The following is an 11,845-nucleotide window of genomic DNA, read 5'->3' as shown; positions in this document are numbered from 1 at the left end:
CCGTATACAAGGCTAAACCTGGAAGGACCTCCCTACCAACAATCTTTATTTTATCTCAAAGAAAGGAGAATTGAAGACCTATGAAAAATTTATCTTTTCTTGGGGTGGATGTGGCCAAGGATACATTGGTTATTTTTGATGGCCAGAAGGTTTACGAGTTTCAAAATGAAAGGGGTTTAAAGAAATTTAAGAGGAAGTTTTTTAAGAAGAAAGAAGACAGGAAGAAAAGGGTGGTGATATACGAGCCCACAGGGCCATATTCGGCATTTCTGGAGGAGTTCTGTGCTACGAATATGATAAAAGTAGTATCCCTTAACCCCAGAAAAGTCCCCCGTTTAAGAGAAGTATTAGGTCATAGAGCAAAAACAGATAATCTTGATGCGAAACTGTTATACGAATATCACAAGATAGTTAGCGAAGAAGAGATCAAAGAAATAGAATATAACGAAAATTTAGAGAAATTATCTTTATTGTTAAGTGAGTATCAATTACTTCAAAATATAGAAAACAAGTTATCTAATTTTCTAGAGTATTTAGATAGAGTACCAGTAGATAGTAAAGAAAGCAAAAAATACATACAGAAAAACTTAGAAGAAACAAGGCAGAGGCTTCAGAAGATAAAGAAAGAGATGGAGGAATTAGTAAATAAAGATGACGACATAAACAGAGGGGTTAGAGAGATAGAGAAAGTTAAAGGTATAGGGAAGATGATAGCGACATATTGTTACATCTTTTTTCGGAAGAGGCGGATAAGAAACCGGCGGGAGGTAGTAGCTCTAGCAGGATTGGACCCGGAAGTAAAGGAATCTGGTAAGAGGAAGCTGGTAACCAGGATAAGCAAGAAAGGGGATAATAGGTTAAGGAGTTTGCTTTTTATGGGGGCGCTTAGTGCCATAAGATGTAAAGAAGGGGGACTAAAAGAGTATTACGAAAGTTTGATAAAGAGAGGAAAACCGAAGAAAGTGGCCATAATAGCCTGTGCCAGAAAATTATTGATATTTGCTTTCTATAATTACAAAAAATGGCAAATGGAAGCTCAAAGTGCTTGACAAAAACCACAGTATCTTGCGAGGGTGCGCCAGCAGCCGAAGCAATCTCTGTCGTGAGGGGCCGGTGGCCCCGTGGCGATCTACCTCATTTTTTAATCCATAGCGTGCATGGGTTGACCACAGCAAATAGGTGCTTCCCCTTCAGGAAATTCTTCCATGCGGTTGCATTCCATACAGACGTAACGTACTTTCTTCTTGTGAACCGTAGCCTGAACTGTTTCTACTTTTACACCCTCAACCTGGAACATGGCCTCTTTAGACGTGGCGGGAACGAACATGCCGATAGGCACAAGCTTAAAGCTTTCACCCTCACAGGCTACAATATACTGCCAGAGCTTGTTGAGCTCCTGGGCTTCCTGCTCATTTTCAGGAATAAATTTGACAACTTGTTTTTCTATTTCTATCTGCATGTAGCCTCCTTATTTTGAGGATTCAACTTCTTGCATGGGCTTAAACGCTTTTTTTGAAGCCCCACAAACAGGGCACTTCCAGTCTTCAGGGAGTTCTTCAAAAGGGGTTCCTGGTGGGATTTTCCCTTTACGGTCGCCTTTTGAGGGAACATATATGTATCCACAATTAGTAGTAGAACAAATATAAGCTCCTTCATATATGTTATTGCTCATGGCCACCCTCCTATTTTTATTTGATAATTAATTTAAAAAAATATAATTTCTTAGTCAAGAATAATTTTTAATTCAAATTTTTAACACGCTGAATATTTGTTTTATATGCTTTGTAAGGTAAATCAAAAAAATAATTTCTTTACCTTAGTTTTTTTTAGAATTAAATTTGAGTTTATGAAATGTCCTTCCTGTGAACATATGGAAACAAAAGTAATTGATAGCCGCATGAGTAAAGACGGAGCTACCATAAGACGGAGAAGAGAATGTCTTGCTTGTGGGTATCGTTTCACCACCTATGAGCGAGTGGAAATGCAACTTCCTATGATAATCAAGCGTGATGGCCGTCGAGAGCCATTTGTCAGAGAAAAAGTTATTGAAGGTATCAAAAAGGCCTGTCAAAAAAGGCCCATCAGTATGGAAGAGATAGAAAGCTTTGTAAACGAACTTGAAAGAGAACTTTTAGAATCAGGAGAAAAAGAGATTCCTTCTACTTTCATTGGTGAGAAAGTAATGGCCAAACTCCACGAATGGGATGAAGTTGCGTACGTGCGCTTTGCTTCTGTTTACCGTCAGTTCCAGGATGTTAACGAATTTATTGACCAAATCCAACAACTTTTAAAAAATAAAAAGACCTAATTCCTTTAACTTATGAGTTAATAGCCTCTAAAGCCTTGTATAAGGGGTTTTTGTTTTTTAATTTTCATCACAACAATTAAGGAGGTCTTTATGGAGAAGAAATTTTTAAAACCAGAAAGCACTTTTCTCATGGTCATAGATCCTCAAGAAAAACTTATGGCCGTTATCAACGAGGCTGACCGTGTAGTTAAGAACATCTCGCTATTGGTCCACTTGGCCAAAACATTTGAAATGCCAATTATTCCAGCCACTCAATACGCTAAAGGCTTGGGGCCTTATGTATCAGATTTGGCTCCTCTTTTTGAAGGAATGAATTTTTATGACAAAACCGAATTTAGCGCCTTGAAAAACAAAGATATACATGCAGCGGTAGATAACCTCAGGCCAACACGTGACACTATTATTCTCTGTGGGGTAGAAACGCATATATGTGTTTATCAGACAGCTCTTTCAGCTCTTCTTGAGGGTCTTGAAGTAGTAGTGGCCGCTGACGCTACTTCTTCCCGTACCGCTGCTAACATGGAATACGGTCTTGCCTTTTTAAGAGACATTGGCGCTCAGATAATGTCTACCGAGATGATTATTTACGAATTCCTTGAAAAGGCCGGCACTCCTCAATTTAAGGCCATGCTACCCTACTTAAAATAATTTTGGTTGTAATTTTTGTCTATTTCCGCCATCATAATAAAAAAAGACTTGAGGAGGAATTATGGGAGAAATCGTTCAAATATCAGCCCGAGAAATTTTAGATTCACGCGGAAACCCCACCATAGAAGTAGAAGTATGGCTTGAAGGTGGTGCTTATGGCCGGGCCGCGGTACCTTCAGGGGCTTCCACAGGCACTTACGAGGCCCTTGAACTTCGCGATAAAGACGATAGCCGTTACTTTGGCAAAGGTGTTTTGAGGGCGGTTGACAATGTAAATAACGTTATTGCTCCAGAGCTTGTAGGCATGGAATCTACGGCCCAGGCTGAAATAGACCAGTATCTTATCGAACTTGATGGCACAGAAAACAAAAGACGCCTTGGGGCCAACGCTATTCTTGGGGTTTCCATGGCCATAGCTCAGGCCTCAGCTCAAGAGGTAGGCCTTCCTCTTTATGCCTACCTTGGAGGGGTAGGGGCCAAGATCCTTCCTGTTCCTCTTATGAACGTGATAAATGGCGGAGTCCATGCGGATAACGCCCTTGATATACAGGAATTTATGATAGTGCCTTTGGGAGCACCAAGTTTTGCTGAGGCCTTGCGTTACGGTGCCGAGACTTATCATGTTCTCAAAAAATTACTCAAAGAAAAGGGATATAGAACTTCTGTAGGTGATGAAGGTGGTTTTGCCCCAGAAATAAATAGTACCAAAGAAGCCCTGGAAATATTAGTTACCGCTATTGAAAAAGCTGGTTATCGTCCTGGGAAAGATATAGCGTTAGCCCTTGATGCGGCAGCTAGTGAATTTTTTAAAGACGGAAAGTATCACCTGGAAGGGAAAGAACTCAACGCGGATGAGCTGGTAGCTTTTTACGAAGAACTGGTTAAAGAATTTCCTATTGTTTCTATTGAAGATGGCTTTGCTGAAGATGACTGGGACGGATGGAAACTTCTCAACGAACGCCTTGGCCACCGTGTACAACTGGTAGGAGATGACATCTTTGTCACTAACATAAAACGCCTTTCTCGAGGGATCTCTGAAAATGTAGCCAACGCTATTTTGATAAAGCTGAACCAAATTGGTACGGTTTCAGAAACCCTTGATGCCATCAGGTTGGCCCAGACTTCTGGCTGGCGCACAGTAGTCTCTCATCGTTCTGGAGAAACCGAAGACACTTTTATTGCTGACCTTGCCGTAGCGGTGAACAGCGGTCAGATCAAAACCGGAGCTCCCTGCCGCAGTGAACGCGTGGCTAAGTACAACCAGCTTTTGCGTATCGAAGATGACCTTGGGGGAGCGGCGGAATTCGCCGGGCCACGGGCATTTTAGATGAGCCGCGGACGAAAAGAATTTTTAGAGCGTGTTTACGAGAGGGCTGGTAAGCGATATAAACGTTTACGGCCCTCTCGCTTTCAAACAAGAGAGGCGGTAGAAGCAATTTTGGCTATATTGGAAGAAGCCTTTTTAGAGGAAGAAAATATAAAAATTTCTGGCTTTGGCACTTTTGAGATAAAAAAAGGTAAGTCTAAGCTGGTACGAGATTTTTCTTCTGGCGGAACTAAAAAAAGCCTTCCTAAAAAAAGAATTGTTTTCAAAGCCTCGGCCAAATTTTTAAAAGAATTAAACTAACCTAGATTTCTATAAGTAAGAAAAACTGTCGCCAAAAGTATTAATTTTTCAGGTCTTTAATCCTTAATTGCAAATAATTTCTCCCTTGAAAGCTTGTAATTTCAAGGTTTCCCGCAAGGGCTTTTATGGTTTCAGGGATGGAATTCCCAAAACGAAAAGCTACTGCTTCAAGGCCAACGCCTTCCTGCCATATAAAAAATTTTAAGTGTTTTTCTTTGACAAGGGATATATTCCTTACTTGAAAGTTTCTCAAACCGAATAGAGGTTCAGGGTATCCCGGACCAAAAGGTTCGAGCTTCATAAAATTTTCTAAAAAACAGGGATCAAGAATATGTTTTACTCTGACCCAAGCGTCCAATTGGAGACGGGGTTTGGGAATTTTTCCATCAAGTCTCGCTTTGACTATTTCTTCAAACTCTTTGGCAAAGGCTTCTATGTCTTTTTCAAGTATTTTAAGGCCAGCGGCTGCGGGATGCCCGCCAAAGGCTTTTAAATGCTGACAGCAGTCTGCCAAGCACTGATAAAGGTTTATTTCTGGTATACTTCGGCCAGAACCTCGGGCAAGTCCGTCTTTCAATGAAAGCAAAATTACTGGTCGATAGAAAGTTTCCTGAAGCCTTGAAGCCACAATACCAATTACGCCGGGTGGCCAGTCTTCACTGGCAAGCACATAAGATAAGCGGTCAAAACCGAGATTTTTTTCTATTTGGGAAAGGGCCTCTTTTAAAATGCGATCTTCTATTTGCTGTCTTTTGGTGTTCAATTGGTGGAGTTCTTCAGCAATATTTTGGGCCTCTTCTTCATCCTCCGTAATAAAAAGTTTAAAAGCAAGCATAGCCTCTTTTAAACGACCAGCAGCGTTTATTCGCGGGGCCAGGCGAAACATAATGCTGTTGGTATCTAAGCGGCCGTTTTCAAGGCCCGTTAGTTTTTTAAGGGCTTTAATCCCCGGTCGTTTGCTTTGTTTTAGTTCTTCCAGTCCAAACCAGGCAATTAGACGATTTTCACCAAACAAGGGTACGATATCGGCGACAGTACCCAAAGCTACCAGGTCAAGATAACTTTTAAGCTTCGGTGGGCTCTTGGAGAAAAATCCCTCTTCGTAGAGCCTTTGTCTAAGGGCCCGTAAAAGGGCAAAGGCCACGCCTACTCCGGCAAGCTCTTTAAAGGGATAGCGATTTTCTCTTCTTTTGGGGTTAATAACCGCTAAGGCTTCTGGCAGTTTTTCTGGAACTTCGTGGTGGTCGGTAATAATAACATCAAGCCCTTTTTCCCGGGCAACCTGACAGGCTTCGTAGGCACTGATGCCACAATCAACTGAGATTAAAAGGGTTATACCTTTTTCTTTGAGGGAAGCTACCAGGTGAGGGTGGAGTCCATAACCATCTCTTTCGCGATGAGGGAAAATGACCTGCGGCTCAAGTCCAAGTTCTTTCAAAAAAAGATAAACAATGGCAGCACCAGTAGTGCCGTCTACATCATAGTCACCGTAAATAGCAATGTTTTCCCGGGTTTGGATAGCCTTGATTAATCTTTTTACCGCTATTTCCATGTCCTCTAGAAGGAAAGGATCTGGAAAGTCTGAAAGTTTGGGATTTAAATGACGATAAATTTCATGCGGGTCATTTAATCCGCGTGTTAGCAGGATATGAATTAAAAGGGGGGGTAACTCGAGTTCGCTGGCCAATTTTAAAGTGAGTTCTCGATTAAGTGGAGCTACCACCCAGAAGGGGTCTTTTTTCATGGACAAGAAAAGTAACGGGCTAAATAATGAGCTGTCAAGAAAAGAGATGTGTTTATTGATAGAGGTCCCTAAAGAGAAGGTCTATTTTGTTAAGTTTGTAATTGAAGCCTCTGGACATCTGGCTTTCATGACTATCAAACCCGGTGGCCGTATAATTCTTCGTTTTGATAGAGAAGAACAAGAGAAGGTACAGGAATTACTCAAGCATCTACCTATCCTTATCAATTTACATTCCTTAACATAAATTATAAAAACTTTTATATAATAATAAATTTTTTGAGAGTATTTTTCTTTGCTGAAAAATTTAAGTATTTTTTTTCTTTACCGAAAAAAAAGATAGACATTTAATTAAAGCTGTGGAGGGATAACATGAAGTTAAATACCATTAAGGCACGGGTGCAAGCCATTATTGTAATTATGTTCGTTTTAAGTATTTTGAACGCACTGGTGGTTTTCGTAGTCATTCAAAAAAACCATAGTGACGCACTTTACGTAAACGTATCCGGTTTCCAGAGAACCCTCTGTCAACAGATAGTCAAAGATTTATTAAGTCAGGATTTTATTGGTGCTAAAAAAAAGGCTGATTCGTTTGACAAGCATCTCAAGGCTATCAAAAATGGAGATCCAGATTTTGGCCTTGCTCCTATGGAAGATCCTAAAGTTTTGGCCAGCTGGGAAAAGCTAAACCAGGCTTGGCAAAAATTTAAAAGCTCGCTTGATCTTTACTTAAAAACTAAAGATCCAAATGCCCTTAAATATATTATGGACCATAATCTTGAAATCCTTTCTTTGGCTAACGACTTGACTAATAAATTAGAAGAAAGGGCAGTGGCTGGGCTTAAAAGACTTCGCGTTTATCAGATAATCATTTCTGGAATCAGTATAGTTATGCTTATGATTATATGGTGGCTGGCTAAAACTAAGATAATCACTCCTATTGAGCAGGCCGTAGCCTTGGTAACACGGATTTCAGAAGGAGACTTTACCGTTAAGTTTCCAAAGCTAACTAACGATGAAATTGGACGCCTCTTATCATCTCTTAAAGGAATGACGGATCGTTTAAGAGTTACCATTGGCAGCGTAATAGAATCTTCTGACAGAGTATATAACGCCTCTCAAGAAATTTATAGAGCAGGGGAGGAAGTAGCAGAACACACCCAAAATCTTGCCCAAGAAGGAAAGGCAGTAAAAGAGGCCGAAGAAGTAATTAATAAAAACATTAAAGCTGTTTCGGCAGCTTCAGATCAGATGGTAGAAGCTATTACCGAAATATCTAAAAATACCTCCGAAGCAGCCCACATTGCTAACGATGCCGTCATAAAAGCTCAGGAAACAAATGAAATCGTAAATAAACTTAGTATTTCTTCAGAAGAAATCGGTGAGGTGGTAAATCTCATTCAAAGTATTGCGGAACAAACTAATTTGTTGGCTTTAAACGCTACCATTGAAGCGGCTCGTGCAGGAGAGGCTGGCAAAGGTTTTGCCGTAGTGGCCGGAGAAGTAAAAGAGCTTTCCCGCCAGACCACCCAGGCTACCGAAAAGATTACGCGAAAGATTCAGGCCATCCAGACAGATGCCCGGGCTTCGGTTAAAGCTATTGAAGAGATTACCGAAATCATCAGCCGCATAAATGATATTTCTAATATGATTGCTAGCGCCGTAGAAGAACAGACGGCCATGATGGGCGAAATAAGCCAGGCAGCTAACATGTCTGCTGAAAGTGCTGATCAAATCAAAGAAAAAGTTGAAAAAATGTCTGTAGCCATTCAAGAGACCGCGGAAAAAGGCCTTAAGAGCAAGGCGCTATCGGAAGAAATGATAACTCTTGCCGGCCGTCTTAAAGAACTAGCTTCAAAGTTTAAAGTTTAAATTATCAAAAGAGGAGGACCAATTGTGTGTGTCCTCCTCTCCAATAAATCCTTTCCACTCTTCAACTCTTCCAATTTTTGAAAATAAACACTTATGGGCTCATTAAATAAATGACAAATTACTGCCGTTGCGAGCGAAGGGATTTTTTGGGATCGCTTCTCCCTCGATGGGGCTCGCGAGGACTCGCAATGCCCATCCAATTGTCACCATGAGCGAAGCAGTGACGGCAAGGGTTACTTCGCTTTAGCGATTATGTTAGCGATGATAATTGTTACCTAAAAACTGGGATTAAGAAAATCAAAAATAAATTTTGGTTTAAAATAAATTTGTGCTAAAAAATAGCTATCTTCAAAAAGAGGAGGGGGGCATGAAGGTAAATCCGCTCATGTTTAGGGAATATGACATACGCGGCCGGGTTGATGAAGACTTAACCGTAGAAGTGGCTGAAGCCATTGGCAAGGCCTACGGCACTATGGTAAAACGCGCTGGCGGCAAAAAGGTCGTCTCTGGCCGTGACGGTCGTCTTTCTGGCCCAAAACTCCAGGAGGCCCTTATCCGCGGTATCCTTTCCACCGGTATAAATGTAGTCAACATCGGTGTAACTCCCACACCGGTTATGTATTTTTCGCTTTTTACGCTTGAAGGGATAGACGGAGGTATTCAGGTAACCGGCTCTCACAACCCACCAGAGTTTAACGGTTTTAAAATCTGCCTCGGTAAAGAAACCCTTTATGGCCCTAAAATTCAGAAAATTAGAAAATTAATAGAAAAAGAAGACTTCGAAACCGGAACTGGAAATTTAGAAGAGTACGATATTTTACCTAGTTATCTTAAATACTTAAAGGAAAACATTAAAGTTTCCCGCTCTCTTAAAGTGGTGCTTGATTGCGGCAACGGGGTAACAGCCCTTACGGCGCCGTATGCCTTTCGGGATCAGGGTTGTGAAGTTACTTCTCTTTATTGTGAAGTAGATGGCACTTTTCCTAATCACTTTCCTGATCCTACGGTTGAAGAAAACATCAAAGACTTGCGTGAGAAGGTGCTTGAAATTGGTGCTGATTTCGGTGTGGGCTACGATGGTGATGGGGACCGCATTGGCGTGGTTGATGATAAAGGAAAGATCCTCTGGGGAGACCAGCTTCTCATAATCTTTGCCCGTGAGATTTTGAAAGAAAGGCCCGGAGCCACCATCATTGGCGAGGTCAAGTGTTCACAGGTTATGTATGACGAAATAGCTCGCCTTGGCGGGAAACCTATTATGTGGAAAACCGGCCATTCGCTTATTAAAGGCAAAATGAAAGAAGAAAAAGCCGTTTTGGCTGGTGAAATGAGTGGGCATCTCTTTTTTGCTGACAGGTTCTTCGGTTTTGATGATGCAGTTTACGCCTCTTTACGGCTGGCTGAGATTGTAGCCAAATCAGATGTTCCTCTCTCAGAGATGCTAAAGGACCTTCCCAAGATGGTTTCTACCCCTGAAATAAGGGTTGAATGCCCTGATGATAAAAAGTTTGAGATTGTGCGTCGTTTAACGGAAAAACTTAAGGCCGAAGGCCTAAATGTTATTGATATTGACGGTGCCAGGGTGATTTTTGAAGACGGCTGGGGGCTTGTGCGAGCTTCAAATACCCAGCCGGTGTTAGTGCTTCGTTTTGAGGCCAAAGATGAAAAACGACTTGAAGAAATCAGGCGCTTCATTGAAGAAAGGCTTGAGCAGGTAAAGCAAGAAGTTTAATGGAAAAAATTGATCGGGTTTTAAAAAATTTATGGGCGGCGCCGGCCTGGAGTAAGAGCCTTGTCGCCGCCCAGGTGCTTGACACCTGGGAAGATATAGTAGGGCCGCAGATAGCCAGCGCGGTTAGGCCTTTAGGTTTTGCCCGAGGAGTGCTTACCCTTGAAGTGAGTGATAACATCTGGCTCCAGCGCCTGCGTTTTGAAGAAAAACGGCTACTTGCCCGTTTAAACGAAAGGGCAGGGGAAGCAGTTTTTAAAAAAATTCGCCTGGTTTTAAAACAAAATTATTTCAAGAAAGACAAACCTAAACGAAGGTTACAAAAAGTTTCCCCCTCAAAGGCCTTAATAACTCGCCTGGAAAAAGAATTAGCCCTAATTGAAGACGAAGAAATAAGAAAGGCCTTTCTTAAATTGCGGCTTACATTACTGGCCAAAAGGCATTCTCACAGGGCAAAGAGGCGTTTCATCTCTTCGCTGTAATCTCCCCCGCGATTTTCGTAAACAAAAAGCGGAGGGAGCACCTTAAGTTCGGCACCGCCGTTTTTAACTGCTTCCAAAAGTACAAGCTTTCCTTCAGAGCCTGGATAGGAATAAACTAGGCGCAAGGTTTTGGGCATAAGCCGTTTTTTGAGACAGGTATTTATAATTTCTGGAAGGCGTCTGGCCGAATGCACCAGGTAAAACCGCCCTTTGTTTTTGAGAGTGCAGGCGGCGCAGCTTATAAAATCTTGTAATGAAGCAAGAATTTCGTGCCGGGCAAGCCTTTCCTGAAGGTCAGGTGAAAGCCGTCCGCTGCCAACGGGATAGTATGGCGGGTTGGTAAATACCACTTCAAAAGAGCCGGCCTTAAAAGGTGGCTTCTTTACATCACCCAGTAAGGGATAAACTTTTTCGGAAAATTTACTGATTTTTATGTTGTGGGCGAAAAATTTGAGCAGTTCTTTTTGTATTTCAAGGCCAACCAGAAATTTAAACTTATACCTGAAAGCGACTATGAGGGAAATTACGCCACAGCCAGCCCCTAGTTCAAGGAGCTTTTCTTGGGGCCGCGGTGATATAAAACCTGCTAGTAAAAAGACTTCAAGGGAAAACCGATAGCCTGTGCGGGGTTGAAAGACCTTTAGAGAGCCGTCAAGCAAGTGTTCAGTGGTGTGTTCAGGCAAGTTCCACATGGACTTCGCCTTGAGAGCCAAGTTTTTGAGCGGCACTTCCCTGGGAGGCGGCAATTTCAAGATAACCTTCACTACCGATGAGAGCGAGAAGGTTTCCCGGTGGAGCTAGCCCGTAGGTTTTAAGAAAAGGGATTTCAAGGCCCTGGTAAGTTACTTTTTTTATTTCTCCAGTAATGTCTCTTATGTGAATATTGGTTATTAAGTTGCCAAAGCGGTCCACATAAATTACGGCCCCTTTTAGCGAGTTATTATCTTTTATAACTTTTGGCCAGGGAAGCCTTTTAATTTCTTTTAAAGACGGGCCGAACTCTTTAGGAGAGACGCCTCTGGCTAAATGGGCGGCTACAGGTGCAAAGATATCTCTTCCGTGAAAAGTGATACTTATCTCCCGGCGGAAGTAAAAGTTGTTTTTTAACTCCCAGGCGAAAAAAGTCTTTTCTTGTTCAAGGACAAAAGAAAAAAGGCCGTTATCAGGGCCTACGAAGAAGTATTTTCCAGTAGAAACAAGAATGCCTTTTCTTTCAGTACCCACACCCGGGTCAACCACGGCCACAAAGATGCTTCCATCAGGAAAATAACGATAAGAAACACCTAGAAGAAACGCTCCGGCTTTTATGTCCTGCGGCGGGACTTCATGGGTTAAGTCAATAATATCTTCTTGAGGGGCAATGGTTTTAATTACCCCTTTCATTACACCTACATAATGATCCTTTAAGCCGAAATCTGTTAAAAGGATAATTGGCATT

At 41.8% G+C, this 11,845-nt stretch carries 14 protein-coding genes; 9 read left to right on the top strand and 5 right to left on the bottom strand.

Annotation, left to right across the window (positions count from 1 at the left end; translation table 11 throughout):
- The first annotated feature begins 80 nt into the window (after window positions 1-80).
- Complete coding sequence (locus THEIN_RS11090) at window positions 81-1,049, top strand: IS110 family RNA-guided transposase (RefSeq protein WP_013907477.1); 969 nt, start codon at window positions 81-83, stop codon at window positions 1,047-1,049.
- Window positions 1,050-1,141: 92 nt separating this feature from the next.
- On the opposite strand, the gene THEIN_RS11085 is transcribed toward THEIN_RS11090, so the two are convergent.
- Window positions 1,142-1,459 (bottom strand): hypothetical protein, encoded by a 318-nt coding sequence (locus tag THEIN_RS11085; protein ID WP_013908761.1) that lies wholly within the window; start codon window positions 1,457-1,459, stop codon window positions 1,142-1,144.
- 9 nt (window positions 1,460-1,468) lie between these two features.
- On the bottom strand, window positions 1,469-1,672 hold the full coding sequence (locus THEIN_RS11080) for a rubredoxin (protein ID WP_013908760.1): 204 nt from the start codon (window positions 1,670-1,672) through the stop codon (window positions 1,469-1,471).
- A 174-nt stretch (window positions 1,673-1,846) separates the two neighbouring features.
- Between THEIN_RS11080 and nrdR the strand changes: the two genes are divergently transcribed.
- The 4 genes from nrdR to THEIN_RS11060 all read left to right on the top strand — a co-directional run bounded on the left by nrdR (window position 1,847) and on the right by THEIN_RS11060 (window position 4,583).
- Window positions 1,847-2,308 (top strand): transcriptional regulator NrdR, encoded by a 462-nt coding sequence (gene nrdR, locus THEIN_RS11075; protein WP_041435467.1) that lies wholly within the window; start codon window positions 1,847-1,849, stop codon window positions 2,306-2,308.
- 90 nt (window positions 2,309-2,398) lie between these two features.
- Window positions 2,399-2,956 carry an isochorismatase family protein gene (locus tag THEIN_RS11070; RefSeq protein ID WP_013908758.1) on the top strand — a complete coding sequence of 186 codons (558 nt, stop codon included), beginning with the start codon at window positions 2,399-2,401 and terminating at the stop codon, window positions 2,954-2,956.
- 61 nt (window positions 2,957-3,017) lie between these two features.
- The gene (gene eno / locus THEIN_RS11065) at window positions 3,018-4,283 is read left to right on the top strand and encodes a phosphopyruvate hydratase (protein ID WP_013908757.1); all 1,266 of its coding nucleotides are present in this window, start codon (window positions 3,018-3,020) and stop codon (window positions 4,281-4,283) included.
- On the top strand, window positions 4,284-4,583 hold the full coding sequence (locus THEIN_RS11060) for an HU family DNA-binding protein (RefSeq protein WP_013908756.1): 300 nt from the start codon (window positions 4,284-4,286) through the stop codon (window positions 4,581-4,583).
- Window positions 4,584-4,623: 40 nt separating this feature from the next.
- On the opposite strand, the gene recJ is transcribed toward THEIN_RS11060, so the two are convergent.
- Window positions 4,624-6,327 carry a single-stranded-DNA-specific exonuclease RecJ gene (gene recJ / locus THEIN_RS11055; RefSeq protein ID WP_013908755.1) on the bottom strand — a complete coding sequence of 568 codons (1,704 nt, stop codon included), beginning with the start codon at window positions 6,325-6,327 and terminating at the stop codon, window positions 4,624-4,626.
- Between recJ and THEIN_RS11050 the strand changes: the two genes are divergently transcribed.
- From THEIN_RS11050 to THEIN_RS11850, 4 genes are all read left to right on the top strand, one after another.
- Window positions 6,326-6,571, top strand: a complete 246-nt coding sequence (locus tag THEIN_RS11050; RefSeq protein WP_041434740.1) for a DUF4911 domain-containing protein — start codon at window positions 6,326-6,328, stop codon at window positions 6,569-6,571. The two genes, recJ and THEIN_RS11050, sit on opposite strands and share 2 nt — an antisense overlap.
- A gap of 125 nt (window positions 6,572-6,696) precedes the next feature.
- Window positions 6,697-8,196, top strand: coding sequence for a methyl-accepting chemotaxis protein (locus THEIN_RS11045; protein WP_013908753.1), 1,500 nt, complete (start codon window positions 6,697-6,699; stop codon window positions 8,194-8,196).
- 367 nt (window positions 8,197-8,563) lie between these two features.
- Window positions 8,564-9,928: a phosphomannomutase/phosphoglucomutase gene (locus THEIN_RS11040; RefSeq protein WP_013908752.1), complete on the top strand. Its 1,365-nt coding sequence runs from the start codon at window positions 8,564-8,566 to the stop codon at window positions 9,926-9,928.
- Window positions 9,928-10,407 carry a DciA family protein gene (locus tag THEIN_RS11850; protein ID WP_013908751.1) on the top strand — a complete coding sequence of 160 codons (480 nt, stop codon included), beginning with the start codon at window positions 9,928-9,930 and terminating at the stop codon, window positions 10,405-10,407. Before THEIN_RS11040 ends, THEIN_RS11850 begins: the two co-directional genes overlap by 1 nt.
- Here the strand turns inward: THEIN_RS11850 and THEIN_RS11030 are convergent.
- The gene (locus THEIN_RS11030; protein ID WP_013908750.1) at window positions 10,371-11,099 is read right to left on the bottom strand and encodes a tRNA1(Val) (adenine(37)-N6)-methyltransferase; all 729 of its coding nucleotides are present in this window, start codon (window positions 11,097-11,099) and stop codon (window positions 10,371-10,373) included. The two genes, THEIN_RS11850 and THEIN_RS11030, sit on opposite strands and share 37 nt — an antisense overlap.
- Window positions 11,083-11,844: an SAM hydrolase/SAM-dependent halogenase family protein gene (locus tag THEIN_RS11025; RefSeq protein ID WP_013908749.1), complete on the bottom strand. Its 762-nt coding sequence runs from the start codon at window positions 11,842-11,844 to the stop codon at window positions 11,083-11,085. The genes THEIN_RS11030 and THEIN_RS11025 overlap by 17 nt, the downstream gene beginning before the upstream one ends.
- Between the last annotated feature and the right edge of the window lies 1 nt (window position 11,845).

It is taken from the genome of Thermodesulfatator indicus DSM 15286 (assembly GCF_000217795.1).
GTDB lineage: Bacteria > Desulfobacterota > Thermodesulfobacteria > Thermodesulfobacteriales > Thermodesulfatatoraceae > Thermodesulfatator > Thermodesulfatator indicus.
Note: the sequence above shows the minus strand (reverse complement) of the source record. Positions and strands in the feature narration are given on the sequence as shown.